This window comes from uncultured Pseudophaeobacter sp., assembly GCA_905479575.1.
Lineage (GTDB): Bacteria > Pseudomonadota > Alphaproteobacteria > Rhodobacterales > Rhodobacteraceae > Pseudophaeobacter.
On record CAJQNB010000087.1, the window covers coordinates 1 to 24,449 of the forward strand.

General features: G+C 57.5%; 25 protein-coding genes and 1 riboswitch. Of the genes, 20 read left to right on the plus strand and 5 right to left on the minus strand.

The window, feature by feature from the left end; all coding sequences use genetic code 11:
- The first annotated feature begins 202 nt into the window (after window positions 1-202).
- Window positions 203-413, plus strand: a riboswitch (cobalamin riboswitch).
- Between the two features lie 158 nt (window positions 414-571).
- The 13 genes from QZ268_RS19305 to QZ268_RS19365 all read left to right on the plus strand — a co-directional run bounded on the left by QZ268_RS19305 (window position 572) and on the right by QZ268_RS19365 (window position 11,931).
- On the plus strand, window positions 572-2,455 hold the full coding sequence (locus tag QZ268_RS19305) for a TonB-dependent receptor (RefSeq protein ID WP_295455720.1): 1,884 nt from the start codon (window positions 572-574) through the stop codon (window positions 2,453-2,455).
- 3 nt (window positions 2,456-2,458) lie between these two features.
- Window positions 2,459-3,295 (plus strand): ABC transporter substrate-binding protein, encoded by an 837-nt coding sequence (locus tag QZ268_RS19310; protein WP_295455722.1) that lies wholly within the window; start codon window positions 2,459-2,461, stop codon window positions 3,293-3,295.
- Window positions 3,292-4,275, plus strand: coding sequence for an iron ABC transporter permease (locus QZ268_RS19315; RefSeq protein ID WP_295455723.1), 984 nt, complete (start codon window positions 3,292-3,294; stop codon window positions 4,273-4,275). Before QZ268_RS19310 ends, QZ268_RS19315 begins: the two co-directional genes overlap by 4 nt.
- A complete protein-coding gene (locus QZ268_RS19320) occupies window positions 4,272-5,027 on the plus strand; it encodes an ABC transporter ATP-binding protein (protein ID WP_295455725.1) in 756 nt (251 codons plus the stop codon). Before QZ268_RS19315 ends, QZ268_RS19320 begins: the two co-directional genes overlap by 4 nt.
- A complete protein-coding gene (locus QZ268_RS19325; protein ID WP_295455727.1) occupies window positions 5,027-5,686 on the plus strand; it encodes an adenosylcobinamide amidohydrolase in 660 nt (219 codons plus the stop codon). Before QZ268_RS19320 ends, QZ268_RS19325 begins: the two co-directional genes overlap by 1 nt.
- Window positions 5,679-6,680: a hypothetical protein gene (locus tag QZ268_RS19330; protein ID WP_295455729.1), complete on the plus strand. Its 1,002-nt coding sequence runs from the start codon at window positions 5,679-5,681 to the stop codon at window positions 6,678-6,680. Before QZ268_RS19325 ends, QZ268_RS19330 begins: the two co-directional genes overlap by 8 nt.
- Before the next feature lie 24 nt (window positions 6,681-6,704).
- The gene (locus tag QZ268_RS19335) at window positions 6,705-7,346 is read left to right on the plus strand and encodes a MotA/TolQ/ExbB proton channel family protein (RefSeq protein WP_295455730.1); all 642 of its coding nucleotides are present in this window, start codon (window positions 6,705-6,707) and stop codon (window positions 7,344-7,346) included.
- Window positions 7,343-7,723, plus strand: a complete 381-nt coding sequence (locus QZ268_RS19340; protein ID WP_295455732.1) for a biopolymer transporter ExbD — start codon at window positions 7,343-7,345, stop codon at window positions 7,721-7,723. Before QZ268_RS19335 ends, QZ268_RS19340 begins: the two co-directional genes overlap by 4 nt.
- A 5-nt stretch (window positions 7,724-7,728) precedes the next feature.
- Window positions 7,729-8,112 (plus strand): biopolymer transporter ExbD, encoded by a 384-nt coding sequence (locus QZ268_RS19345; RefSeq protein ID WP_295455734.1) that lies wholly within the window; start codon window positions 7,729-7,731, stop codon window positions 8,110-8,112.
- Complete coding sequence (locus tag QZ268_RS19350) at window positions 8,109-8,903, plus strand: TonB family protein (protein WP_295455736.1); 795 nt, start codon at window positions 8,109-8,111, stop codon at window positions 8,901-8,903. Before QZ268_RS19345 ends, QZ268_RS19350 begins: the two co-directional genes overlap by 4 nt.
- Window positions 8,904-9,491: 588 nt before the next feature.
- Window positions 9,492-10,652: an iron-containing alcohol dehydrogenase gene (locus QZ268_RS19355; RefSeq protein WP_295455738.1), complete on the plus strand. Its 1,161-nt coding sequence runs from the start codon at window positions 9,492-9,494 to the stop codon at window positions 10,650-10,652.
- Window positions 10,652-11,098: a thioesterase family protein gene (locus QZ268_RS19360; RefSeq protein ID WP_295455740.1), complete on the plus strand. Its 447-nt coding sequence runs from the start codon at window positions 10,652-10,654 to the stop codon at window positions 11,096-11,098. The genes QZ268_RS19355 and QZ268_RS19360 overlap by 1 nt, the downstream gene beginning before the upstream one ends.
- A 77-nt stretch (window positions 11,099-11,175) precedes the next feature.
- Complete coding sequence (locus tag QZ268_RS19365; protein WP_295455742.1) at window positions 11,176-11,931, plus strand: NAD(P)H-dependent oxidoreductase; 756 nt, start codon at window positions 11,176-11,178, stop codon at window positions 11,929-11,931.
- Here QZ268_RS19365 and QZ268_RS19370 read toward each other — a convergent pair.
- Both QZ268_RS19370 and QZ268_RS19375 read right to left on the minus strand, forming a co-directional pair.
- The gene (locus tag QZ268_RS19370; protein ID WP_295455744.1) at window positions 11,858-12,682 is read right to left on the minus strand and encodes an RNA polymerase sigma factor; all 825 of its coding nucleotides are present in this window, start codon (window positions 12,680-12,682) and stop codon (window positions 11,858-11,860) included. The genes QZ268_RS19365 and QZ268_RS19370 overlap by 74 nt on opposite strands.
- Window positions 12,679-13,080, minus strand: coding sequence for an SRPBCC family protein (locus QZ268_RS19375; RefSeq protein ID WP_295455746.1), 402 nt, complete (start codon window positions 13,078-13,080; stop codon window positions 12,679-12,681). Before QZ268_RS19375 ends, QZ268_RS19370 begins: the two co-directional genes overlap by 4 nt.
- 106 nt (window positions 13,081-13,186) lie before the next feature.
- On the opposite strand from QZ268_RS19375, the gene QZ268_RS19380 reads away from it, so the two are divergent.
- Window positions 13,187-13,501: a M48 family metallopeptidase gene (locus QZ268_RS19380; RefSeq protein WP_295455747.1), complete on the plus strand. Its 315-nt coding sequence runs from the start codon at window positions 13,187-13,189 to the stop codon at window positions 13,499-13,501.
- A gap of 407 nt (window positions 13,502-13,908) precedes the next feature.
- Here the strand turns inward: QZ268_RS19380 and QZ268_RS19385 are convergent, their stop codons facing one another.
- Window positions 13,909-14,226: a hypothetical protein gene (locus tag QZ268_RS19385; protein ID WP_295455749.1), complete on the minus strand. Its 318-nt coding sequence runs from the start codon at window positions 14,224-14,226 to the stop codon at window positions 13,909-13,911.
- 1,042 nt (window positions 14,227-15,268) lie between these two features.
- On the opposite strand from QZ268_RS19385, the gene QZ268_RS19390 reads away from it, so the two are divergent.
- Entirely contained in the window at window positions 15,269-15,721 is a 453-nt protein-coding gene (locus tag QZ268_RS19390; RefSeq protein WP_295455751.1) for a hypothetical protein, read from the plus strand.
- 218 nt (window positions 15,722-15,939) lie between these two features.
- The gene (locus tag QZ268_RS19395) at window positions 15,940-17,286 is read left to right on the plus strand and encodes a methyl-accepting chemotaxis protein (protein ID WP_365322983.1); all 1,347 of its coding nucleotides are present in this window, start codon (window positions 15,940-15,942) and stop codon (window positions 17,284-17,286) included.
- A 387-nt stretch (window positions 17,287-17,673) separates the two neighbouring features.
- On the opposite strand, the gene QZ268_RS19400 is transcribed toward QZ268_RS19395, so the two are convergent.
- A complete protein-coding gene (locus QZ268_RS19400; RefSeq protein ID WP_295455753.1) occupies window positions 17,674-18,576 on the minus strand; it encodes a LysR family transcriptional regulator in 903 nt (300 codons plus the stop codon).
- An 89-nt stretch (window positions 18,577-18,665) separates the two neighbouring features.
- On the opposite strand from QZ268_RS19400, the gene QZ268_RS19405 reads away from it, so the two are divergent.
- The 4 genes from QZ268_RS19405 to QZ268_RS19420 all read left to right on the plus strand — a co-directional run bounded on the left by QZ268_RS19405 (window position 18,666) and on the right by QZ268_RS19420 (window position 22,374).
- Complete coding sequence (locus tag QZ268_RS19405; RefSeq protein WP_295455755.1) at window positions 18,666-19,646, plus strand: aldo/keto reductase; 981 nt, start codon at window positions 18,666-18,668, stop codon at window positions 19,644-19,646.
- A complete protein-coding gene (locus tag QZ268_RS19410) occupies window positions 19,643-20,029 on the plus strand; it encodes a carboxymuconolactone decarboxylase family protein (RefSeq protein ID WP_295455757.1) in 387 nt (128 codons plus the stop codon). The genes QZ268_RS19405 and QZ268_RS19410 overlap by 4 nt, the downstream gene beginning before the upstream one ends.
- Before the next feature lie 246 nt (window positions 20,030-20,275).
- Window positions 20,276-21,427 carry a hypothetical protein gene (locus tag QZ268_RS19415; RefSeq protein ID WP_295455759.1) on the plus strand — a complete coding sequence of 384 codons (1,152 nt, stop codon included), beginning with the start codon at window positions 20,276-20,278 and terminating at the stop codon, window positions 21,425-21,427.
- Between the two features lie 419 nt (window positions 21,428-21,846).
- Window positions 21,847-22,374: a DUF1415 domain-containing protein gene (locus tag QZ268_RS19420; protein WP_295455761.1), complete on the plus strand. Its 528-nt coding sequence runs from the start codon at window positions 21,847-21,849 to the stop codon at window positions 22,372-22,374.
- A 360-nt stretch (window positions 22,375-22,734) separates the two neighbouring features.
- Here the strand turns inward: QZ268_RS19420 and QZ268_RS19425 are convergent, their stop codons facing one another.
- A complete protein-coding gene (locus QZ268_RS19425; RefSeq protein WP_295455763.1) occupies window positions 22,735-23,769 on the minus strand; it encodes an IS110 family transposase in 1,035 nt (344 codons plus the stop codon).
- Window positions 23,770-24,449 lie beyond the last annotated feature (680 nt).

The window sequence follows — 24,449 nt, forward strand, 5'->3', positions numbered from 1 at the left end:
GAAACCTTGGCTCAGCCCATCGCCCCGATCAGACTTGACCTCGCGGCCTGATCAGGCCCAAATCCACATGCTCGGAGAACGCCGCCAGAGAATTTCCACCAGATTCGAGACACAACCGTGCTGCGCACCAAAACCTCACCATGCGACTGTTCTCAAGCGATCCGCTTTGAACTCGCTTCTTGACAGAGCGGACAATGCCGGACTAAGTCGTGAGCATTCTGGTCCGGCTGGGAGACCACCCGGATAATAGGGAACACGGTGAGGTGTAGCCAATAGGCGCCTAATCCGTGACTGCCCCCGCAACTGTGAGCGGAGAGCAATGCTGCAAAATGCCACTGCCCTAATAGGGCGGGAAGGCGCAGCAAAGCCTCGACCCGCAAGTCAGGAGACCTGCCAGAATGATCACCCTATCCCGGTGCGGGGCGCGCTGTAGATAACGGTTTTCCGTAGTGGTGGCGTTTTCACCGTCTGCGGAGGCACGTCCTCTCAAAGGCTCTCATTTTGAACGAGCTGTCCGCTATGGGCAGCTGCTTGGCCTGTGCTTTGACACCAGGCCGGGAGGAATTGAACTATGCGCAAGGCACGCCTGTCCTTGGCTGCGGCTCTGGCCGCGACCCCCGCTATTGCATTGGCCCAAGACTCTGAGGTTACCGACCTGGGCGAGATCATCATTTCTGGTGGCTTCACGCCTATTGAGGCACAAAGATACGGCCGCTCGGCCTCGGTTCTCACCAGCGAAGAAATCCAGGAACGCGGCATCACCACCGTCCAGGATGCACTGCGGGCAGTGCCCGGCCTGATGGTCAATGGCTCCGGTGACAGTTTCACTCAAATCCGCATTCGCGGCGGCGAAGCCAACCACACCCTGATCCTGATTGATGGCGTTGAAGCCTCTGGCGGCGATAGCGAATACATCCTGTCCGGTCTGGACACCGCCAATATCGAACGCATTGAGGTCCTGCGGGGGCCACAATCAGTGTTTTATGGCTCCAACGCCTCGGCTGGGGTGATCAACATCATTACCAAGACCGGCGGCATCGGCACCGAATACGGTGGCAGCGCCGAGGTTGGATCTGACGGCTACCGCGCCTCTGCACGGGTATCCACACGCTCTGAGCGTGGTGGCATCTCTTTCAGCCTGGCCCATGACCAAGACGATGGCTACGACATCTCCGGCGATGGCGGCGAAGAAGATGGCATTCGTCGCACGACACTTCAGCTGAAAGGCGACTACCTCGCCACGGAACGATTGAAACTCGGCTTCAACCTGCGCAGCTCGGACGAACACTACGACAGCGACAGCACCTCCGCCATCGCAACCGATGCGGCCGGTTATGTGGTGGACGATCCAACCCAATTCAGCGAGCGGGACGAGAGCCTGGCGCAGATCTATGCCGAGTTGGACACCTTGGGGGGGCGTTTGAAGCATCGCCTGTCTTTGGAGCGCACCGATTTTGACAGCGCCAGCAATGGTGGCGCCCCAACCGAGACCACGACAGAAGCAGCCAAATATCTGCTGAGCTTTGGTCTGGATGGGCAGCCTGTTGATCAGGCCAATCACCAACTGAACGCGATGCTGGAATGGGAAGAGGATTCCAGCAGCAGCAACCCGCTTTATGCGCGCCGCACCAACTCATTCGCCTTGGAGTACCGTGGCAGCTTTGCCAATGGCCTGGATCTGCAACTTGGCGTGCGGCGCGACAATAACAGCGCCTTTGAGGATGCAACCAGCTGGACCGCCAGCGCCTCATATACTTTTGCGGGCAGTGGCATCCGCCTGCATGGCTCGGCGGGGACAGGCGTGGTTAACCCCTCCTATTTCGAACTCTTTGCCAATGTGACGTATGGCACAACCACCTATCTCGGCAATCCGAACCTGAAACCAGAAGAAAACCGCAGTTTCGATATCGGTGTCGAAGTCCCATTCCTGCAGGGGCGCGGGCTGGTTGACGTGACCTACTTTGACGAGACCCTGACCGGTGAGATCGAAAACTATGTGGTAAACCCCACCACCAGATCCTACCGCAACCAGGCAGGTGACAGTGACCGAAAGGGCGTTGAGCTCGCCGCCAGTCTCGACGCCACAGACACCCTCGATTTGCGTCTGACCTACACCTATCTGGACGCCAGCAACCCCGATGGGTCTGTTGAAATCCGTCGCCCCGAGCATGAGCTACTGCTGAGCGCCACCCTGCAGGCCTTTAATGGCCGTGGCTCCGTAACGGCTGACCTCCGCCATGTGGCCGCCAATTGGGACAGCCAGTTCTTTGGCTCCTATGCCACCGCCCAACTACCAGACTACACCACCGTGGATCTATCGGCCCAGTATGAGCTAACAAACAACGTGGTATTGACAGGCCGTGTCACCAACCTGTTTGACGAGGATTACGCGGATGTCTGGGGCTATGCCAAACGAGGCCGTGCCGCCTATTTCGGCGTAAAGGCCTCGTTCTGATCCATGCGCAAACTGCCCGGAATAGCACTGGCCCTGTTTTGGGCCGCCACTGGCGCCTTTGCCGGGCCCGCGCGCGTGGTTTCAATGAACCTCTGCACGGATCAGCTGGCCATGCTGCTGGCGGCCCCCGGGCAGCTGGCCTCGGTTTCCTATATCGCGCGCGACAAGCGTGCCTCGGCCATGGCGGACACAGCCATGGCCTATCCGGTCAATCATGGTCAGGCAGAAGAAATCTACCTGATCAAGCCCGATCTGGTCATCGCCGGTGCCTATTCAACACGGGCAACAACCGACATGCTGCAACGTCTTGGCGTGCGCGTTGAGGTCTTCCAACCCGCCAACTCCCTACAGGATGTACGCAATCGCATCCGCGAAATGGGCGAGGTCCTGCAGCGACAGGAGGCCGCCGCAGACCTGCTGTCGGAGTTTGACAGGCAGCTAACAGACCTGCTGCCCGGGACCGGGCTGCAGCCGCGTGCCGCGCTCTATGCTGCCAACAGCTACACCTCTGGGCCCAAAACCCTGGCCGGACAAATCCTGGCATCCGCAGGGCTCAGCAATATTGCTGCCGAACTTGGCTATGAGCGCTCTGGAAAGCTACCCCTGGAAGTACTGGCCATGGCGCAACCCGATCTGCTGGTGACGACCTCGCCCTATCCGCGTGCCTCGCGCAGTGAAGAAAACCTAGCCCACCCCGTGGTGCGGCAACTGATCGCCCAAAGTGCCTCTGGACAGATGCGTGATGCGGATTGGGTCTGCGGCACGCCGCATGTGCTGCGCGCCATCGAAAAGCTGGCTCAGGAACGCCGCCATTTGCTGGAAAAGGAAACCCTGCAATGACACGATTGATACTGTCGCTTTTGACTGCTGTTGTGGCCTTGTTCCTGGTGTCACTTTCCTTGGGGCCCGCCGATGTGAGCCTGGGCGAAAGCCTGGCTGCGTTGTTCGACGACAGCTACGGCCCCTTGACCTTGGTGATGCAGGAAATCCGCCTGCCCCGTGCCATTCTGGCCGTTGTCATTGGTGGCGGACTTGGCCTGGCCGGAGCCGCAATGCAGGGCTATCTGCGCAATCCGCTGGCGGAACCTGGTCTGATCGGTGTCTCCTCCTCGGCGGCCCTGGGCGCGGTGCTGGCGATCAACACCGGGCTGGCGGCAGCGCTGCCCCTGGGCCTGCCGCTGGCGGCCCTGGCGGGTGCCCTCGCGGGTGTTTTCCTGGTTATGTCTCTGGCCGGACCGCAGGGCGGGTCGCTGTCGCTGATCCTGGCTGGTATTGCGATTTCAGCCCTGGCAGGCGCGCTCACCGCGCTGGTGCTGAACCTGTCGCCCAATCCCTTTGCTGCAAATGAGATCGTGTTCTGGATAATGGGATCCCTGGCCGACCGCTCGATGGTGCATGTCTGGCTGGTGCTGCCCTTCGTGGGTGTTGGCATCGCGATCCTGCTGACATTGGCGCGCGGCCTGGATGCGCTGACGCTGGGGGAGGACGCGGCGCAGACCCTCGGGATGAACCTGAACCGGCTGCGGCTCTTGCTGGTCATCGGCACCGCCAGCATTATTGGTGGCGCTACAGCGGTTGCCGGGGCCATCGGCTTTATCGGTCTGGTGGTGCCGCATATCCTGCGCCCCTTTGTGGGGGGGCAACCCTCTCGGCTGCTCTGGGCCTCGGGGCTAGGCGGCGCGGTCATGCTGCAGCTGGCGGATATCGCCGTGCGGGTAATTCTGCCCGCGCGCGACCTGAAACTCGGCGTGGTCACCGCTTTGGTGGGTGCGCCGTTGTTTCTGCATCTGATCTACAAGACCCGGAAGGGCCTGGCATGAGCTTGCTATCCGTTCAGAACCTGTCTGTGACATTGCGCAACCGCCCGGTGCTTCAGGATGTGTCCTTCGATATCAAACCGGGCGAGTTTGTGGGCCTGCTTGGCCCCAATGGCACCGGCAAGACCAGCCTGATGCGCGCCGCCCTTGGGTTGCTCCCCGCAACCGGGCACAGCTCACTCGCCGAAATGAGCGCCTCAGAGCGTGCCAGGGCGGTGTCCTGGATGCCGCAATCGCGCGAGATTGCCTGGCCGATCCCGGTGGAAAAGCTTGTCGCCCTTGGCCGCTTGCCACATCTCCCCCAAGGGCTGCGACTGCCCGCCGCCGACCAGGCACTAATCGATCAGGCGATCAGTCGGATGGGGCTGGAGCGCTTCCGCCAGCGTGCCGCCTCGCGGCTGTCCGGTGGCGAACAGGCGCGCGCCCTGATTGCCCGCGCCCTGGCCCAGGATACACCGCTGTTGATGGCGGATGAGCCCGCCGCCGGGCTGGACCCGGCGCATCAGATTTCCACCATGGAGGTCTTTGCCGCGCTTGCCGACGAGGGCCGCTCGGCCCTGGTATCCCTGCATGATCTGGGATTGGCCGCCCGCCACTGTACCCGGCTGATCCTGCTGGCAGAAGGGGGCATTCTAGCTGACGGCACGCCGACCCAGGTGCTGACGCCGGATCTGATGGCCCGCGCTTTTGGCATTTCGGTCTGGCATCAAAACACTGCCGAAGGCCCTGTGTTTCAGCCGCTAGAGGTGCTGTGATGGGCCGCGTCACACTGCAACGCCCCTGGATCGAGTTTGATCTAGGCGCTGACATGCAGGTGCTGAGCTGGGCGGTAAACCCTCCTGGTTTTGTCACCGCCCGCCGCATTCTCTGGCGTGAGGTCCGCAACCGCGATCTGCCTCCCGAGCTGGAAGTTGAGGAGTGGTTCGCAAGCGAGCTATCCGCGCGCGGCAGCCAAGACGCAGTCGCCTTTCTGACTTCGCGCGATGTGCGCAACTATTGTGAGGCCATGGCGGAGGTGGAAGGCATATCTGCCCATGCCGTTGCTACCGTTGGCCTTTCCAATGCCGAACGTGTGGGCAGCCGGGTGGACTACTCTGGCCGCAACTGGGGCACCATCAATGTGGCATTGCACCTGTCTGAAGGGCTGAGCCAAACCGGGCTGATCGAAGCCATGAGCATTGCCGTTCAAGCCCGCACCGCCGCCGTGATGGAGGCCGCTATTTACCTGCCCAGCGGAACCGCAACGGGCACCGGCACCGATTGTCTCGCCGTCGCAGCCCCCGCCGGAGCGACCCCCTATGCCGGGCTTCACACCGCCATTGGCGAAGCGGTCGGAAAGGCCGTCTACCAGGCCGTCCATCGCGGCGCTCTGGACTGGAAATCAACCAACAGCAGGAGAGCAGAACATGCCTGAGCTTCAACAAATCTTGAAAACCGCACTGACGCAAGAAGACTGCGGCTGGAACATGGGGTCCTTTGGGGCCATTGGCGAATTCCACCATGTCTATGGCGATCCGGCGCCAGCCGACCATGCCGGGCTGATGCAGCTCACCAGTCGCGGCGGCGTCAGTATTGACAGACTGGAGGGGGTGCGCCCGGTGGCCTATGAAACCCTCAGCCCCAAGCCCCATCGCTGGACCCAGGCGGTCTCGCTGTGCCTGCCCACAGAGGATGCGGCAATGCACCAGCGCGACGTGTTGACAGCGCTTGGCCCAGACACCGACGCCCTGCGCATGGAGGATCGCAGTGCCGAGCTCTTTGATATGGGGCTGGGCCAGTATCAGGCCGATTTTTGTATCCGTACTGCTGACCCCGAGCTTTTGGCAGTGCTGAACCAAAACGCGGGGCGGTCGCTTTTTGAACAGGGCAATCCGGCGATGGGGGCCATTCTGAAAGCCCATCCACATCGCGTGGTGCTGACCCAGATCGGTCGCGTCGAAGTCTATCAGATGATCGGCGGCCCCGACACCGGCGGCAAATCTCCTGAAGGGCCACACACACATGTGCTGCCCAAGCTCCTGAAAGCCGATCGCACCCATTCCGCCAACACGCCCATCCCCGAGGGCTGGGTGCCCTGCTGCGGTGTACATCCCGAAAACCCGGTCATTGGGCGCCTTGGCGAAGACAAGCCTTTTAACCGTACCGCCTTTGACGCGTTTCAACAGCTGCTGGGCGACTGGGGCGCCCAAGATTACTGTCAGGGGAAAGCTGCGGTTTGGCAGTTGTTGCAGTCAGGAACCCCTGCTGACCGCGCCCAAGAGCCACAAAGCCGCGAAGGCCGGGCTGGCTGGCGCAATGGGATCCGTCAGTGGCGCGTGCTGCAGGGATCCAACAGCCTGACAGAGGACTATGCCGCACAGTTTGACCGGGGTGCCGATCAGACCGACCCGGAAAACCCAGGTCACTAAACTAGGTCACTCACGGAGAGCACGATGTCCTTTGCCCCTCTTTTTGAATTCATGGCGCGCGGTGGCCCTGCCCTTTGGGTGATCGCGGCTCTCTCGGTCCTCACCCTTTCCCTCTTGCTGTGGCGGGTGGCAGAGCTGATGCAAGCAGGCCTTTGGCGCAGATCACAGGCAGAAGCCTGGCTCGACCTCTGGCGCAGGGGCAACGCAGCCCCAAATAGCGCTGCGCGCACGCCACGGGATCGGGTGACGCAGGCTGCGATGCAGGCCGTTTTGACGCCGGCGTTCAGCACCGAGATGGCGGAAAAGGAAGTCACACGCATCGCCAAGGGGGAACTGGCCGTCCTGCGCCGGGGGCTGCGCCCATTGGAATTGATCGCCACCATTGCGCCTCTGGTCGGCTTGCTCGGGACTGTTTTGGGCATGATCGGAGCCTTCCAGGCTCTACAGGACAGCGGCAACGGTGCCGACCCATCGGTGCTGGCCGGCGGGATCTGGGAGGCGCTATTGACCACCGCTGCCGGCATGGCCGTGGCCATTCCCGCTTCGGCGCTCGTGTCCTGGGTTGAGGGTCTGACTGAGCGCGAACAGGCCGCCATGGAAGACATTGCGACCCGTGTTTTCACCAGTTCGGCCACCCGACCGATCCTGCATCAGGCTGCTGAATGACACTGATTTTTGGAACACCACGGGCCAAAAGACGCCTGAGTCTTGCGCCGATGATCGACGTGGTTTTCCTGCTCTTGGTGTTTTTCATGCTGGCCTCGCAGTTCGGCCACGACCGAGCGGTGCCGCTGGCAATGGCGGGCGGGAGCGCCGCCTATTCCGGCCCGCCGCGTCTGGTTCTGGTGACAGCTGACGGGCTGCGGCTGAACGGAATTCCGGTGCAAACCGAAGCCTTGGTAGAACAGATGTCCAAGCTCACCCGTGAGAAATCGGATGCAATCCTCCTGCAACCAGACGCCAGCGCCTCGCTGCAGCAGCTGATGGATGCAGCCGAAGCGCTGACAGGGGCCGGGTTTTCCCAGCTCGTGGTCATGGAGTAAGGGCGATGGATTTCTCGCGCCCCCAAAAGCGGCAAACTGGCGAGCCGATCCTGCCGATGATCAATGTGGTCTTTTTGCTGCTGATCTTTTTCCTGCTGTCGTCACAGATCGCCCCACGCGCGCCCTTTGCGGTGGCGCCACCGCAGCTGGAAACTGGTGAGCCCTCTGGCTCAGAAGCCTTGCTGTTCATGGCTGCGGATGGTCGACTACATTTTTCCGGTGCGCAAGCCGAAGACGCCATGACCGCTGTTTTGGCGCAGGCTTCGGAACTTGAGACCCTGTCCCTCCGCGCTGATGCCAAAGTGCCGGCCAGAGAGGTGGTCCTCCTGATCTCCAAGTTGCGCGATGCTGGCATCCGATCTGTTACTCTCAGAGGGACCAGGCCATGAGTCGACCGGCCCTGTTTCCCATTTGCCTGGGCACAGCCTTGGCGCTGCATATTTTGCCCTTTCTGGTGCTGGACAACGGCGGCTCAAGAGCGGCGGGTTCAGGCAGTGGCGGCAGTGGTCAGGTCACATTGGCTGCCGCCTCTCAGCAACTCGTGCAACAAGCCAAGCAGTGGAACCGCCCGCCGGATGCCCCGGATGTTTCCCCGGCAATTGCCACTCCTGAAGTGGCAAGCCAACCCCAGTTTACAACGCCCCCTGCGCGCCCCGAGGTGCCCTTTCCCGTATCCCATATTGCCCTCCCTTCGCCCCCACGTCCGACAGCGCCCTTCGCAGATGCAAGCCCGACCTCTCCGGCGTCTCCATCGCCGCCAGCAAAGCCCGTCGCGCCAGAAAAACCTACGATCACAGCTTCAGCGGCCCGCCAGCAAGAGCAAGCTACAGGCAAACAGCAGCAAGAGATCAAGGGAGATGCAGGAACGCAGGCCACCACAACCGGTGATCCGAGCCGCGCCACCGCCAATCTAAAAAACCGCTGGGGGGCTGCCATCATTGCACGCATTCAGCGGCAGAAACGCCCTCCGCGCGGGGGCGGACGGGACACAGTCCGATTAAATATCTCGGTTTCAACCAAGGGACGTCTGATTGCGGTTTCCCTCGCCCAAAGCTCTGGCCACGCTGCAATAGACCAGGCAGCATTGGGGGCGGTTCGAAAAGCCCGCTTACCGCGTTCTCCCAAAGCGATTTCTCCAGGAAATTACAGCTTCACCTTCCGCATGGTCTTCACCGACTGAGAAATACAGTTGCTAGTCACCCTCCTTACGTCGCTTCGGTACCATCGCGAATGACAATCACGCCACGGCCAGTGGTTTTCTTGCGGTGCACTCCTCGCGCGGGGCTCGGGCACTCTGCTTGGGTTGCGAGGGGGCTTGGGGACCAAGTGTCGTTCCTTTGGATCAAGAGCCAAGGGAACGCGCCTGTTTCCTGGCCTCACGAATGGGATCATTTATGCATCCATCCCCCAAAGCACGACCTTTGGGCTAGGCATTTAATAGCCTATACTAAACCAGCGAAGCCGAAGTTGAGCACTTTTCCAAACGCGGCGCTTCAGCAAGTGGGCGCGTTCGCGGGGGAGGCAACCCATCGCGCAGATGCAGCGCCAGCAGGCGTCCCAGTGGCCTTTGTGCTATCAGATGACGGAACGTAACCCGATCTTAGAGCAATTCGTGCCTATTGTGGAGACCGGCTTTGCTCCTAAAAACCTATAACTGTAATACGAACAGTCCCAGTAATTCTGCCCAGGGGGGCGGGCAAGGTCATGCGGCTCAAACGGCGTGATAGCGACAAGGAAGAGGCGTGACACAGCACTCAAGGACACCAAAATGACACCATTCATTTTCAACACCACCAAATCTCTGGTTTTTGAAACCGGCGCATCGGCACGCCTTTCTGAGGTGGCAGGACAAACGCTGGGTAAATCGGTCTTGCTGGTGACAGATCCCGGCCTGCGCCAACTGGGGCTTGCGGATCCCGCCATCGCCTCACTTGAAGCTGCCGGACACAGCGTTGCGGTTTTTGACAAAGTAGAGGCGGACCCGTCGCGTGACACGCTACTGCAGGCGGTGGAGTTTGGACGCGAAGCCGGGGCGACCGGTGTCTTGGGCTTTGGCGGTGGTTCATCCCTTGATGTGGCGAAACTGGTGGCGCTGTTGCTGGGGTCGGGTGAGGATCTGGACGAAGCCTGGGGTGTTGCCCAGGCCAAGGGCCCACGCCTGCCGCTGGTTCTAGTGCCCACCACCGCCGGAACCGGGTCCGAGGTTACCCCGGTCTCGATCATCACGGTGGGGGCCGAGGAAAAGCGCGGCGTCTCTTCACCGGTCATCCTGCCGGATATTGCGGTGCTGGATGCAGACCTGACTGTGGGTCTGCCCGCCCATATTACCGCCGCCACCGGTGTCGACGCGATGGTACACGCGATCGAAGCCTATGCGTCAAAATCGGCCAACAACAACCCTCTGTCCAAAATGCTGGCGCGCGAAGCGCTGCGCCTGCTTGGCGCCAACATCGAAACCGCCGTATTCAATGGTCAGGACAAAGATGCACGCGGCGCCATGTTGCTGGGCTCGATGCTGGCGGGCCAGGCCTTTGCCAACTCGCCGGTGGCTGCGGTACACGCGCTGGCCTATCCCATCGGCGGCACCTTCCACATCCCGCATGGGTTGTCGAACGCCCTGGTTCTGCCCCATGTGCTGCGCTTTAACGCGCCCGACGCCCATATGCTCTATGCTGAGATTGCCGCAGACGCCTTTCCACAGATCGCCGCGATCGAAGGCAGCCAGGCACGCTGTGCCGCCTTCATTGACGCGCTGGCAGATCTGTCCAAACATCTGGGCATGAAAACCCGCCTGCGGGACGTGGATATCCCCAAAGAGGCCATCGCCAAAATGGCATCGGATTCGATGGTTCAGCAGCGTCTTCTGGTCAATAACCCCCGCGAGGTCACCGAAAGGGACGCATACAACATCTACGAGGCAGCCTGGTGATGGGAGACAAGGCACCGATCACCACCCGCGCGGATTACCCCGCGTTCTATCCGCTGCAAACCCGCTGGATGGATAATGACGTCTATGGCCACATGAACAATGTGGTCCATTATTCTCTCTTTGACACTGCGGTGAATGGATGGCTAATCGAACGCGGTCTGTTGGACCCGCGCAATTCTGAAACCTATGGCCTGGTGGTTGAAACAGGCTGCAAGTACTATTCTGAAATGGGGTTTCCCGATAAGGTAACAGCCGGTCTGCGGGTGGCCCGGCTGGGCTCCAGCTCAATCAAATACGAAGTCGCCCTATTCCGCAATGACGAGACCACAGCCACCGCCGAGGGTTTTTTTGTCCATGTCTATGTCAATCGCAAAACCCACCGTCCGGCACCAATCGAAAGCCACCGCCGGGTCGCATTCCAAAGTCTGATGAAAGACGGCGCCTGATACACCTTTGACCCTCTGCTGACCCTCTGCACGCCCCTGCGCTTTGTGTGGTAAGGCGCAGACCAAGGGGCTGAACAGTGCGCGACACTGGACTGCGGCGTTCGCATTGCTGTTCGCTAGCGTCGCCTCGCGGCGATAACTCACAATCCTCAAAATTGGCAAATCCGTATCTTGCCGAACGCAAGGCTCGTCAGCCCAGCGTGCAAATTGATGCTCTTGATCTGTGGCAAGAAGATCGGCCTGAATTCGACGGCGATAAAGCTGCGGCCAAGATGACATTCTTTGGCCTAGGCGAAATGAACAATGAAACCCAATCAGCGTGGGATCAGATTGCCACGATCACACAACGATTTACCGATGCGGATGAATATGTCTTCTCGGTTCCGATGTGGAACTGCGGTGTCGACTACAAGCTAAAGCAATACATCGATATCATTACCCAACCTGGATTGCTTTTTGGGTTTGACCCAGAGGCCGGATATAGTGGGTTGCTGGAAAACAAAGTGGCGCGTGTCTTTTACACAGCGGGTGTTTATGCGCCCGGTGCGTCGGCGAAATACGGGTCTGATTATCAGTCAAGCTATCTGTCTTGGTGGCTCGAATTTATCGGTATTTCTGAAATTAGGGACGTCCGTTTCCAGCCCTCTCTTTTGACAGGTGACCCGCTTGGGGACCAAAAGGCCGCGATTGAGCGTTCTGTCGAATTGGTATCGCAATATCGCCTGCTCCCCCGAAGGCCTCTTGGTCTTCGGGGGAGCTTTACGAAATCTGGTCCAGCAGTTGCTCGACCAATGACGGAACCGAGGCCGCGAATTGCGGGTTCGATCGCATGATCGCGACTGTGCGTTGTACATCCTCCAATACTGCTACATCTTGCGTGATGACATCCGGAGCCCTGTGCCCAACCTGATCGCCGTCCAGATGTGTGAAGCCCTTCGCGATACGTCCCTTCTTGAGGGCGGGTGCGATACGGTTGTCACAGCGACACTGCGCCTGTTCAGATTGGATGCCGCAATTCTTTTGCATGAACCCGCTGACTGTAGATCGCGCTCGCCGCAGCCTTTGGCGGTATGTGCCGGCTGGGATTTCTAGAACACTACTGGCTTCTGTATCTGTCATCTCGAAGATATCACCCAGAATATAGGCCATGCGCAGTGGCCGTGACAGGCACACCAACATTGCCAACGTACAACCGACCTTCACTTCCTTTAACGCAAGCTGATGTTCAATTTCGGTCAATCCAAGATGTGCGGCGTCACCTTGATCGTGATGCAGATCTTCAGCGAAATCATCAAAAGTCATCCGCATCTTTTCGACCCGACCCAGCCGCGCGGTTTCACTCAGGTGGCGGGTCGCGACACGAAAAGCCCACGCGCCAGCCAAATTGACGTCACGCACATCACCAAGGTGAGTGATGATCTTGATCAGAATTTCCTGCGTCGCGTCTTCGGCGTCCTCGCGATGGGCAAGCATCCGCATCGCGACGTTGAAAATGGGGCCTTTTGCCGCGTGAATGAGCGCGTCTAAGGCCGCGCGACTTCCCTGTCGCGCGGCCTCCACTTGTAAAGGATCAAAGATGATCATGCGGCAAGGATTCCTTTCAGTTCTTCCAGCTCGCCCGAGAGAATGCCTTTTTGGGCTTCAAGCGCACCTTCCAATGCTTCGAGCGGAACAGGCGGAGCCATCAGCACGAAGGAATAGATGGCTTCATCATCGCCGTTTGGCGTGATCCGTGAATACGCTGCACCCGTTGAACCATCGGGAAAAGTCATTAACCAATCGACACTACCCGCGTCCCGTGACACCACAGTTTGCAACTTGATTGGAACTTCACCATTTGGCGTAACAAGGTCAGCCGTTGTGGCATCTGCGCGTGAAAACGCATTGGTCCATTTCGGCAAGTTGGACGGCTGCGAAATGTAGTCAAACGCCACGTTTGCGGAAACAGTAAGGCCGATAGATTGTACGTCGAAGTTTTTCATTTTGATCTCCAAGTTTCCCGTCGCGAAAGTGCGGCGGATACATATGAAGAGAGGGCGAGATAGCAAACTGTTACATGTTGGTTCAAAGTATTTTGGTTTGGTGAGTATGGAAGATGTCATCGAAGGCCGTCTTCGTGCCTGGAACCTCGTGAGAGGTCGTGACTGCCTGAGCCGTCGCATTGATGCGTTGGCAAAAATCCTCCCCTGGGTGGATGCACCGCCACCCTTTCGACTACTGGAGATGGCACGCCAATGGGGAAGCTGCTCCCCGTCCGGCGAGATCATCATCAATCGTCACTTGGTCAAAGCGCCGCGGCAGTGTGTCGACTATGTGCTCATTGATGAACTGGCGCACCTAAAGCACCACGATCACAGCCCTGCCTTCTGGAACCTGATCGACGCACATGCAGGGGATTGGTGAAAAGCCAAGCGTCATTTGGATGGGTTGGTCGAGGTTTTGATGGATTGAAGCGTGTCAAAAAGCTCGAAGGGTATCCCTTGGGACAGAGTCGAACCTCTGGCATTATGCTTCAGGGGCCAAAAACAAGAAAATCGGGCGTTTCCGCCCGATAGACTTCTTATGCTTGCAAATTGGCTATTCTGACCCGGCCGGTGGCCACTAATTGGTGGTCAGAACACAAGTGTCTCACCAAGCAATTGAGACCCAAGGCTGAATATTTTTACTATTACTTTCAGAACCTTAAGGTAAATCCATATACATTTCGGCGGTGTTATCACCCAAAAACCAGGTCATTTGCGCCCAAAGGTTTTTTCGAAGGAACAAAAAAAGGCCGCTCGTTTGAGCGACCTTTTCCCAATCTGGGAACATTAGAGATCCGAGATTCTGTAAATCTCAGCTCCGACATCTCCAGAGTCCCAAACAGGAAAGATCCCCTTCGAGCGTAGTTCTTCGCGAACCCTCGGAAGATTACGAGATTTGTAGTCAACAATTTCAATCAACTTCCGATACTTACTACTGAAATTTTCAACCTCATCGGGATCTACAAGCGGGCGCATGACACCCATATGGCGCACTTGACCACAGCTTCTCAGAAATGGCTCCTCTGCCCCATCCTTTTCCCCAATCAAAAAATATACAGCGCGGCTCGGCAATCTTAGCTTTTTTCCCACTTTAGATACCGTCATACCACCGTTCCCTGTTACAGATCCAAGAGCAAACGCCACTTCTCGATGGCTAGAGAAAGCCTTAAAAAATAAGTCCCATCAAAGGGACACTTTTTAATGGGATTGGCGGCAAAGAGTGCCTGTTCAACGGTACATATGGTCTTTTTGCCCAGATCGAGCCCCAAGTGCGACTGCCTTCTACGTCGTCGTTCTGGATGCGAACAATGCAAAAGGCCTCATGTGTCAAACAAGATCTGCCCCCACAGCGAAAGCCGCTGCCTTGCTGAGCATTCAAAGGAGCTTACACCTCTCAGCTAGAATGTTCGGAGGCGCCCCCCCGTATCAACTGTTTTCTTCGTGTCCTCTTCCCTTTGAACCCCTCCGGCGGTCATGCCAGTGTTCGGTAGTTTCAGTCTGCTGCACCTACCATTGATACCTCAAAGTACTTCAACACGGTGGCTAGAAGATGGGTGTGATTACCGTCAACCGCTTCTAAAAGAAATTCTTGAACATCTGCCTGAGATACCTGTGACTGTCTGGCGGCCCTTTGACACCGGGCGAGTATATCGAACGCGTTGTCGCTACAGGCGGTCAAGTCGATTTGTGCCATCTTCTTCATACATGGTTCCCCTTATGCATCTGCTTGTGAACACTTTTCTATCACTGGAATGTTTCGCTGAGATTTAGAGAACCCTGAAGATGAAGATAGGACGCTAGTCGATCACAAGTAGGTTTTCGTGTTCGAAGAGGAATTGGCGGCTTGTGACAGCGCAATACAACAATGGGCGGTTTTCGGTCATTCGCTGCACCTGCGCGGATCAAACCACAGCGTGACGATAGCGGCCATTCATAGGCCGGAAGGCAATACAACTATGCTGCGGCTCGCACCAAGGGCAGCTATGCGCAGATAGCGACCTTTGCAAAATCTGCCTTTCGACCTAGGAATATAGCCTGTGACCGCTGCGCCACCGTATGAAAGCGGACATTGTGAACTCCATGTCGCAAATTCACTGGTCGGACTGTGTCTAGGCGGACATTGCTACACTTAAAGAACTGAGCCGCAATGACTTCTCCCAGTCCGACACAGACAGCAGTTCTCAAAAATGTGACCTTTTCTTTTCGACCTATTAAGATTGTCGGTTTTTTTGTCAGGGCAGTTCCTTGGGTCTTTAGATTCGATAAGGGATTTTGCTGCAAAGCTCTCAAGATGAAAGTTACCGTTTCAGATGCAGCACTCATGATGATCGCCACGGCCATTGTGATCTGTTCACCAATCTTGCCGCTGTTTATGCAGGCACGCCCACAAGTTGGAGACATCGCATTGGTTGTTGCGTCTCCTTGGGGAGATGCCGCATGGATTGCTAACAAGGCCGGCGTGCAAGAAGTGGCACCAGAGCGCGCGCCCTTGGGTGTTCTGGTTGCTCTGGAAAGTCCTGAAAGCGTTTCCCAGCTTTACGCGCATGGTGCTTGGCTGGTTATTGATGGTGAAAGAGTCTTAGAAATATGCGCAATATGAAACCCTCCGGGGATAAATCGAGTTCCGTCAGCGGGATCTTTGCAAACGAACGTAGCATTCAGCAAATCACCAGTTGGCTCTTGGTGCCAGGCCCGGCAGTTGCCGCACTCTACCTTAATGGCAATGGCAATTGGTGGGTCTTTGCGGGTTTCAGCATGGTGCTAGGTGTTCTTACCTATGTGTCAAAGGCCCTGCCTCCCTCAACAAGAGACTACTTGTTGAGTTTCAGCTTTGTGGCCCACTGTATCTTGCTGACAGCATCGCTGAGTGGCCACGCTTGGCAGCTAGATGCCCATATGATGTTCTTTGCGGCTCTTGCCATTGTCTCAACCTTAGCAAATCCTAGGGCATTGATCTTTGCAACTGTCTTGATCGCGCTGCACCATATTTCCTTTAGCGTTCTGTTGCCCAAGATGGTGTACCCCAGTGGTGATTTGATGGCGAACCTGCAGCGCACCGTTTTGCACGCAGGTATTGTTTTGCTGGAAGCGGGCGTTTTGTTGCTTAGCATGCTCAAAAGTATCGCGGCCGATGCTGAGCTTAAACACCAGCAAGAAGAAGCAAGCGCGCAGACCCTTGTTGCTGAAGAAGCGCAGGCAAAGGCCACCAAAAGCCAGCAAGATGCTGAACATGTGGTGAAAACTGTAGGGTCACATCTGGGCGAGATGGCACGTGGCCGGTTGGATTGCACGATCAGTGGGAGTTTCCCGGGTGAATACGAAGAGCTACGCACGAACTTCAACACAGCGGTGGTCTCGCTGAAAGACACTATGAAACAGGTGGTTGGGGCAAGTGAGAGCATTAAAAACGGGGCCACTGAAGTCAGCCAAGCCTCGGATGATCTGTCGCATCGGACCGAAAGTCAGGCCGCCACGCTGGAAGAGACGGCCGCAGCCTTGGAAGAAATGACAGTCTCGGTGAAATCTGCTGCAGATGGTGCCCGCAATGTTGAAAACACCATGGATGAGGCTCGCAAGGAAGCCGAAAGCAGCGGTGAAATTGTCACCAAGGCGGTTGCGGCGATGTCAACAATTGAGAGTTCCTCTGATCAGATTGCGCAGATCATTAGTGTTATTGATGATATCGCTTTCCAGACCAACCTTCTGGCCTTGAACGCTGGTGTTGAAGCTGCGCGTGCTGGGGAAGCAGGCAAAGGGTTTGCGGTTGTTGCTTCCGAAGTACGCGGATTGGCGCAGCGGTCTGCCGATGCAGCGACTGAGATTAAGGTGCTAATCACCGAGAGTTCGAAGCAAGTTGAGCAGGGCGTTACCCTGGTTGGCGATGCCGGAAAATCCATCGGCACCATTGTCAGAAGGGTGAACGAAATTTCAAAACTGATTTCAGACATTGCCAATGGCGCGGTTGAGCAATCAACGGGCCTAGGGGAAATCAACACCGGTGTTAGCCAGCTGGACAATGTGACCCAACAAAACGCCGCAATGGTGGAACAGGCGACTGCCGCTGGCCACATGTTGCAGGCTGATGCAACCAAACTCTCGGGCTTGATGGCACGGTTTGAATTGGATCAACAAACTTCGGTGACGCCTAGCAGCGCTGCTGCTTAGGGCAGAGACAAAAACTGAAATCGGGGTTCCGTAGCAGACCATTGCCGCTACGATTTGAATTCACAAAGAGCGGTTACTGCATATCGCGGCCATTGGTTGGAGGTGCGGCATTTGTTTGGACAGCTATTACCCTTTGAATGGCAGATTCGGGAAGTTAGGCCAGTTGCGTTGGCCTCTCTGTATAGACGAAGCTACGCAAAGCACGAATGTCTTACTAGGGCTGGCTGACGCCATCAAGCTGCGGGCAACAGGGACGGAACCGCCGCCTGTCAGTTGCAGCACCGCCGCAGGTCTGCTTCGAGCCCGTTTTTACCAATGCTGCGATTGGGATGAACGGCCGCTCCTCAAATTTCGTCCAGCCACGGTCTTCGTGCCGTATGCATCAGTCTAAGAGGGGCGAGCCGCGCTAAGAGCGCCCCGTTGTTCCGACACGACCTCGCGCAGGAAGTTTGCGACGGCCTGGACCCTGCGCGAGGACACGAGATCGGTTTGCGTCACGAGCCAGATTGGCTGATCGATGCCAAGGTCGGCGTCTAGGCAGGTCAACTCGCCTGGCTGCGTCAGAAAATGCGGCAAGACGGCGAGACCCAATCCCGAAGCGCAGCCGACCAACTGGGCTGCAAGCGACGTCGTCACGACCGCCGGTGCCCGACCGCGCAGGGCGCGCTCGATCCACTGCGCAGCGGGAAGATGCCCGTACCCCTCGGCCCAGGCGATGAATTCGTCCTGTTCGAAGTCGACTTCGAGACGTCCGGCGCGGCCTGCAATGTACGACTGCGCGCCATAGAGACCGTATCCAAGCGTTCCCAGGCGCTGCACCGAGACATGCCCACGGTCGGGCTTGATCATTCGCAGCGCTATGTCAGCGTCACGGCGGTGCAGGTTCACGGTGGCGATGTCGGTAGCGATCTCCAGCGTCAATCGCGGATGGGCGAGGCGCAGGCGCGGCAGTGCAGGAATGATGAGTGCGGTCGCGAGGTTTTCGGCGGTGGCAAGGCGAACGGTTCCCGACACCTCTGGCTCTTCGGGCAAGCCTGATCCGAAGGCCCGCGCAGCGGCTTCCATCTCCTCGGCGCGTTCGATCAGGACCGCGCCTTCTTCGGTCAGCCGGTAACCAGTGTGATCCCGTAGAAAGAGCGGGCGTCCGAGAGACGCTTCCAGCCGCTCGACCCGCCGGGAAACAGTCGCCAGCCCGATTGAGAGCGCAGCGGCGGCGCCGCTTAAAGAGCCCGAACGAGCAACGGCGAGGAACACCGAGACGTCATCCCAAACGAGGCCCTGCCTTTCCATAATTGGAATTCCCGTTACCGTTTATGGCTATTACCTAACATGATCGGAAATGCCACATTCCTATCGAACGCACAAGATAGGAGAGAAAAATGGAACGACGGACACTTGGAACCGACCTCACGGTCTCGGCGCTTGGATTGGGCTGCATGGGAATGAGCGAGTTCTACGGGCCCCGCGACGACGACAGGTCCCTGCGCGTTTTGCACGAGGCGGCCGAGCTTGGCCTCGACTTTTTCGACACCGCTGACATGTATGGTCCGCATCACAACGAGGAGCTAATTGGCCGATTTCTCAACGAGACGTCGGCACCCATGAAGGTCGCGACGAAATTCGGAATCGTCCGCGCGCCGGGCGAGTACCGGCGCAGCCTCGACAATGGGGCGGACTATGCACAGCAGGCATGCGAGGGCTCGCTAAGACGTCTCGGTATCGAGCGGATAGACCTCTACTACGTCCACCGCGTCGACCAGGAACGGCCCATCGAAGAGACCATGGAGGGGCTCGGGCGCTTGGTCGGTGAGGGCAAAATTGCGCGCATCGGCCTGTGCGAGGTCAACGCCGAGACACTTCGGCGCGCGCACGCCGTACATCCGGTGACGGCGGTGCAGACTGAATACTCCCTTTGGTCCCGCGGCCCCGAAGACGAGGTTCTGCCAACTTGCCGCGAGCTGGGCATCGGATTCGTTCCCTATTCGCCGCTCGGTCGCGGCTTCTTGACGGGGCGCTTCCAGGACGGACAGTTCGAAGATGGGGATTTTCGTGCGTTTCTGCCTCGGTTTCAGAACGGAGCGGCGCAGGCGAACGGCCGAATTGCCGATCTCGTCGCTAGGACGGCGAAGCGGAAGGGCTGCACGCCCGCGCAGCTGGCGCTCGCCTGGCTTCTTGCGCAAGGAGACAATATTGTCCCGATCCCCGGCACGAAGCAATCGAAATACCTGCGCGACAACGTAGGAGCGGCGAAGCTTGCGCTCTCGGATACCGATCTCGCCGATATCGACGCTGGACTTTCTGAACGGCCAGTATCGGGGGCTCGCTACACTGCGGAAGGCATGAAAGGGGTGGACGCATGAGTGATGCATCCGATCGACTGACCCGAGCGCTTTCTCTTCTTGACCGCCTTGAGCTGGGAGCACCGGAACGGGTGCAACGCAACCGCGACGCGTTTCACCCGGACACCGCAAAACTCGTCCTCGGCTACGCGTTCGCGGACGTCGTTGGCCGTGACGGGATTGACCTCAAGACGCGCGAAATGATGACCGTCGCCATGCTCGCGGCCATGGGCTCCGTGCAGGGGCAACTCGAGTTCCACATGCGCGCGGCAATGAATACCGGGGTGAGTCGGGAGGATTTGGTCGAGATCGTCCTGCAAGTCTCTGTCTACGCCGGTGTACCTGCCTGCATGAATGCGATCACGACGGCCAAAAAGGCGTTTCAAGCCGCCGAGAAAGGCTGACGGGAGATGTGCTTCGCTGGCATTCGTTGACCATTCAGCGAACGGCCGCGAAGTCCGCACACTGTAAGTTCGGGTAGCTCACGACTTTGCGCATGCAGCGAATGGCGGCAATGTGGGGTGCGGACGCAGCATTCGAAGACCATTTTCAAGGTCGGCAATGGGCCGGGAACGTCAGTTCTGTAGCTGGGAGATCGTTGACCAACCAAATATCTTCGGTCATTAATGGCAAGAATTGGGACAGACAGTGTGATTGAAGAGATATTTGCGTTCTTAGCGTGGCTAGTGACCGCACCAGCGGCTTTGGTAGACGGATTGAAGCTTGGAGATGTTCCAACGATGGCTACGCCCCAGATGTCGCTCGACAACCCCGCGATCGTTTCTGCTCTCATCGGTAGTGGCAGCGCAATCGCGGTCATTCTGCTGCGGGATGGTCTTTTTGCTTGGATAAAGGCTTCATGGCTCCGCAAACGGACTGATGACGAAGTCTATCGGCGGTATCTTGGTCCCTTAGCTGAGGCCTGCGCGAAGATTGTTTGGCGAAGCAAGGAAATTTTCCTCGAGCATCGCCATTCTTTCCTCAATACTGCGGCTCTTCCACGCGATTTCAATGAATATAAACGCATAAGCACGCTGTATCGCATAGCCAGCCTGCTTGGGTGGATCCGGGGGATGGAAATAGAGCTCAGCTCATTGGCGGCGCATAACCCAGCTTACACGGCGCCGATCGCCGCCCAAATCAATGCCTTTCGCAAAGCCCTAGCAGACGGCCCTGATGTGGAGCGCGACCGGCTTTTGCGAATCTGTGGGGTTTGGGGGCTAGATACTACGCCCATGGAAGAAATGAACATCGCTCACCTCGCTGGCCGCTTCGAGGTGAAATCCCACAGCGCGTTCGGCGACGAAGGAAAAGCTCTGAGCGACGCAGTCACAATGGACCACGATAAGAAGTTGCGCGCCTTGCGCTGCTTGGCCGACTTCCTCGCGACCGAGCTCAACCTCCCGCGCCTCGACGATGCCACGCTTGAGGAAACCATTGAAGATGCCGCCGCGAGCCTCTTCTATCGCGAGGCGCTGATCTATAGAGAGTGGCAGGACGCGATCGCCGATGCAATGATAGAGCGCGACCCGGATTCACCTCGGCGATTTCGCATCATCGGCTTCACTGAATTCTCCAAGCTCATCGCCTCAAGAGAGCATCCTTGGATGAAGGTCTTTGCAGGCAGCCTCGACGATATCGACTTCGAGCGCCCCAACCCACAGGACGTTCGCGCGCACCAACTTCGAAAGATCGCCAATGCGGCGGCGGCAATGGTCATCGAGATAGATAAGAAAGCAAATCCTTCGCCGGTCACGAATGTTGTCGGGACGGCGCGGAAGATTTTTGCCGCGACACAATGATGCGAGAGCCAAGTTGAAACTGACTCATGTGGTGCATCAATACTGATTGGGCAAAATGGCAAATGCGTCGACGTAGTCGGGAAGGTCGACTCCCGCACGGCACGGGCTGACGGTATCTCCTTTGACGAGCATTGTGTCGGAGTGATCGGATCACGTGCCCTCGGACGAATGTCTGCTCTTGGGAAGCCGCATCGCAGCGTGGCCGAAGCCGGAGCAGGTCCGCAATGGGCCGTTCTCGGCTATGGCACAGGATGGCATGACACGATAGACGGTAGTGATTTCACCGTTTCGATGGGTTTCGCTTTCGCAAACAAATAGGAACCATGGGCAGAACGTGCTGAAAGTCTGCCAAACATGAAGGGATCCATTCTATTAAAAAGCGCGGACCAAAAACACTATCGACAGCTCATCAAGACGTGGTGAGAAACACACGTCGATGGCTTGATCAAATGGTGGTAGGATTAAATCTTTGCCCATTTTCCTCGAGCGTCATAGCCCGAGACCAAGTCCATTATGCTATATGTGACGCCACGACCGATGCGCATCTAAAGCAGTTTTTTGTGACGGAACTTCAGCGCCTGCTCGTGACCAACGAAAATGACATCGCTACCAGCCTGCTAATGTTTACCCAAGGTCTAGAAGAGTTCGATGATTACCTCGACTTACTCGATTGGTTTCAGCAACTCTTGGAGCAAGCAGAGCTGACAGAGGATGTGCAACTGGCATCCTTTCATCCTCAGTACCAATTTGACGGTGTGGCACCGGACGATCTAAGCCATTTCACCAATCGCTCGCCCTATCCAACCATACATCTTCTGCGTCAAGACCAGATGACCAAAACCCTCGCGTACGTTTCGAACCCAGAGAAGATTTATTTGGATAACATAGAAACGTTGAAGAAGCTCGGTCGCCGACAGGTCGAGGCACTCTGCCCCTGGGGGAAATAAGGCCGATTGCGGTGGCCTGTAATCCCGCCCGGAGTCATAGCTCTTTGGGACCAAAGGTCGATTATACTGAGCGAGCGTTTAGCTCATCAGGTTTGGGGCAGTGCTTCTCTAATTGGGTGTTTGGGTCAAGCTCGTTTTCCTTCATTTTTTTGGGTCAGTGTCGCTCATCCGGGTCACGCTTCTCTTCGCAGTCAAGATGATGCTCTTTGGTGGCATCGCTGCACGCATATGTCGGATCGGCAGTGGAGAACCTTGCTGTGAGACGCGCTTCAACTTGCGCAACAGACTTTTTCGGCTTCTTCCACAGACCTCGTCCGGTGAGGGACGACCCCGTTAGGATGGGATGAGTGGCGGTTTAAGTCATGCCTCGCCTCCTACCTGATCCTGACGAAATTCCGTGCCATCAACCCACATGCGATGCAGCAAGACGGCGAGTTTGCGTGCGACCGCAACAACAGCGCGACGGCGTCCTTTGGTCCGCATCAGTCGCATGCCCCATGATTTGATCTGGGACCCCGCCATCGTGCGCATAAGCAAAGCGTTGGCGGCAGCGTACAGTGTTGCGCGGACATCTCGATCTCCAGCTTTCGATATGCGGCCGGGATTGTCATGTTCGCCAGACTGATAGCGTCGCGGTGTCAGACCAAAATGCGCACCAACAATCCGTGACCGTTTGAAGCGCGTGGGATCATCGACTGCAGCTTTGAAGGTCAGCGAGGCAATCGGCCCGACACCTGGAACCGTCATCATTCGCATGCACACCTCATCTTGGCTGGCGGCGCGTTTGACCCTGCGATCCAGTTCCAAAAAGTGTTCATACAGGACGACGCGCGCATCCAGCAGCGGCACCAAAGCATGGACCAAAACTTCGTCCATCTCGATCAGTGGCCGTACGACACCGTCAAAGCTGCCGTGCCTCACAGTCATGGGAAGACGAATGCCAAAGATCTTCAATAGCCCACGTACTTCATTGGCGAGGTCCATCGTCTTCTTGAGCAGTGCCTTGCGTGTGCTGAGCAGAGCGCGAACGCCATGCGCTTCGCGGCTCTTCATGTGAACCGGGCTGAACCAACCGGTGCGGAGGACCTGAGCGATGCCACGCGCATCATTCTTGTCTGTCTTGTTGCGCATCGCCGACAGCGCCGCATTGACCTGATGCGCCTCCATGCAAACGACGTCAAAACCTGCTGCCTTCAAGCCAAAAAACAGATGTTGGCTCATCGTGCCCGCTTCAAAACCGACCCGTTCAATCGGATGGGGAAACGTTCCAAGCCACTCAGCGATATCGCGGACCTCGCATGGTAGCTCTCGCTCAAGCAGTACGGTTCCCTTACCATCGACAATGCAAAGCGCACAGGATCGTAGCGATACGTCTATTCCAGCAAAATATTCCATCTTCTATCTCCCTTGTTCACAGATATCCTGTGATCCTATCGGGAGCTCGACCTCAGAATAGAGGGCAGCCCAATTACGCATGCTGTGGGCCGCTAACACCTATTCCCCAGGCACCGCGACCATAACTTTGCAAATGTCGCTATCTGCGCATTGCTGAACCTCTCTGCAATCACCTGCTGTCTCTGCGGGCACCAGGGAGACATTGTGCGACAAGGAAATCGTTCTGAGCCGCTGTGTGGCTTTTGTCAGATGCCGCCTCGAAAAGCTTGATGGTCAGGGTCAAAACAAACACCTGCTAAACCCAGGGTCCGAACTCTTCGGCATTTCGATGGAAGTGCCTCTAAGAAAGAGCCAAGCGGTAAATCTGCGCCAAATCTTCACGACCAACCTGCGATTGTGAACTGAGACGGTATAGCGCCACGCACCGCTCAGTAGAGTCGCCACCTTCTCCTGCGCCTACCAAAATTGACCGAAAGACCCCTCATAGCAGTCGCACTCAAAGACTGCACGCCCTGACAATCCTGTTGTGGCCTTCATGGGAGAGCCTTGTCAAAATCGTGCAGGGCTTCGGCAACCCCCTGTGGAACAGCGTAGAAAACGACGCCAACCCAATTGGGCTGGCGTCGCCTAATCTCCGGTAAAACAAGGGCCTTTGAAACTTTGGGCGTCAATGCCCGTGT

What these genes read in the sequence shown, in the direction of transcription:
- QZ268_RS19385 (WP_295455749.1), bottom strand. Translation starts at nt 14,226, where the DNA reads ATGACGGTATCTAAAGTGGGAAAAAAGCTAAGATTGCCGAGCCGCGCT.
- QZ268_RS19375 (WP_295455746.1), bottom strand. Translation starts at nt 13,080, where the DNA reads ATGAAAAACTTCGACGTACAATCTATCGGCCTTACTGTTTCCGCAAAC.
- QZ268_RS19360 (WP_295455740.1), top strand. Translation starts at nt 10,652, where the DNA reads ATGGGAGACAAGGCACCGATCACCACCCGCGCGGATTACCCCGCGTTC.
- QZ268_RS19355 (WP_295455738.1), top strand. Translation starts at nt 9,492, where the DNA reads ATGACACCATTCATTTTCAACACCACCAAATCTCTGGTTTTTGAAACC.
- QZ268_RS19370 (WP_295455744.1), bottom strand. Translation starts at nt 12,682, where the DNA reads ATGATCATCTTTGATCCTTTACAAGTGGAGGCCGCGCGACAGGGAAGT.
- QZ268_RS19425 (WP_295455763.1), bottom strand. Translation starts at nt 23,769, where the DNA reads ATGGAATATTTTGCTGGAATAGACGTATCGCTACGATCCTGTGCGCTT.
- QZ268_RS19405 (WP_295455755.1), top strand. Translation starts at nt 18,666, where the DNA reads ATGGAACGACGGACACTTGGAACCGACCTCACGGTCTCGGCGCTTGGA.
- QZ268_RS19340 (WP_295455732.1), top strand. Translation starts at nt 7,343, where the DNA reads ATGACACTGATTTTTGGAACACCACGGGCCAAAAGACGCCTGAGTCTT.
- QZ268_RS19330 (WP_295455729.1), top strand. Translation starts at nt 5,679, where the DNA reads ATGCCTGAGCTTCAACAAATCTTGAAAACCGCACTGACGCAAGAAGAC.
- QZ268_RS19410 (WP_295455757.1), top strand. Translation starts at nt 19,643, where the DNA reads ATGAGTGATGCATCCGATCGACTGACCCGAGCGCTTTCTCTTCTTGAC.
- QZ268_RS19345 (WP_295455734.1), top strand. Translation starts at nt 7,729, where the DNA reads ATGGATTTCTCGCGCCCCCAAAAGCGGCAAACTGGCGAGCCGATCCTG.
- QZ268_RS19390 (WP_295455751.1), top strand. Translation starts at nt 15,269, where the DNA reads ATGACTTCTCCCAGTCCGACACAGACAGCAGTTCTCAAAAATGTGACC.
- QZ268_RS19305 (WP_295455720.1), top strand. Translation starts at nt 572, where the DNA reads ATGCGCAAGGCACGCCTGTCCTTGGCTGCGGCTCTGGCCGCGACCCCC.
- QZ268_RS19320 (WP_295455725.1), top strand. Translation starts at nt 4,272, where the DNA reads ATGAGCTTGCTATCCGTTCAGAACCTGTCTGTGACATTGCGCAACCGC.
- QZ268_RS19350 (WP_295455736.1), top strand. Translation starts at nt 8,109, where the DNA reads ATGAGTCGACCGGCCCTGTTTCCCATTTGCCTGGGCACAGCCTTGGCG.
- QZ268_RS19400 (WP_295455753.1), bottom strand. Translation starts at nt 18,576, where the DNA reads ATGGAAAGGCAGGGCCTCGTTTGGGATGACGTCTCGGTGTTCCTCGCC.
- QZ268_RS19335 (WP_295455730.1), top strand. Translation starts at nt 6,705, where the DNA reads ATGTCCTTTGCCCCTCTTTTTGAATTCATGGCGCGCGGTGGCCCTGCC.
- QZ268_RS19315 (WP_295455723.1), top strand. Translation starts at nt 3,292, where the DNA reads ATGACACGATTGATACTGTCGCTTTTGACTGCTGTTGTGGCCTTGTTC.
- QZ268_RS19325 (WP_295455727.1), top strand. Translation starts at nt 5,027, where the DNA reads ATGGGCCGCGTCACACTGCAACGCCCCTGGATCGAGTTTGATCTAGGC.
- QZ268_RS19380 (WP_295455747.1), top strand. Translation starts at nt 13,187, where the DNA reads ATGGAAGATGTCATCGAAGGCCGTCTTCGTGCCTGGAACCTCGTGAGA.
- QZ268_RS19310 (WP_295455722.1), top strand. Translation starts at nt 2,459, where the DNA reads ATGCGCAAACTGCCCGGAATAGCACTGGCCCTGTTTTGGGCCGCCACT.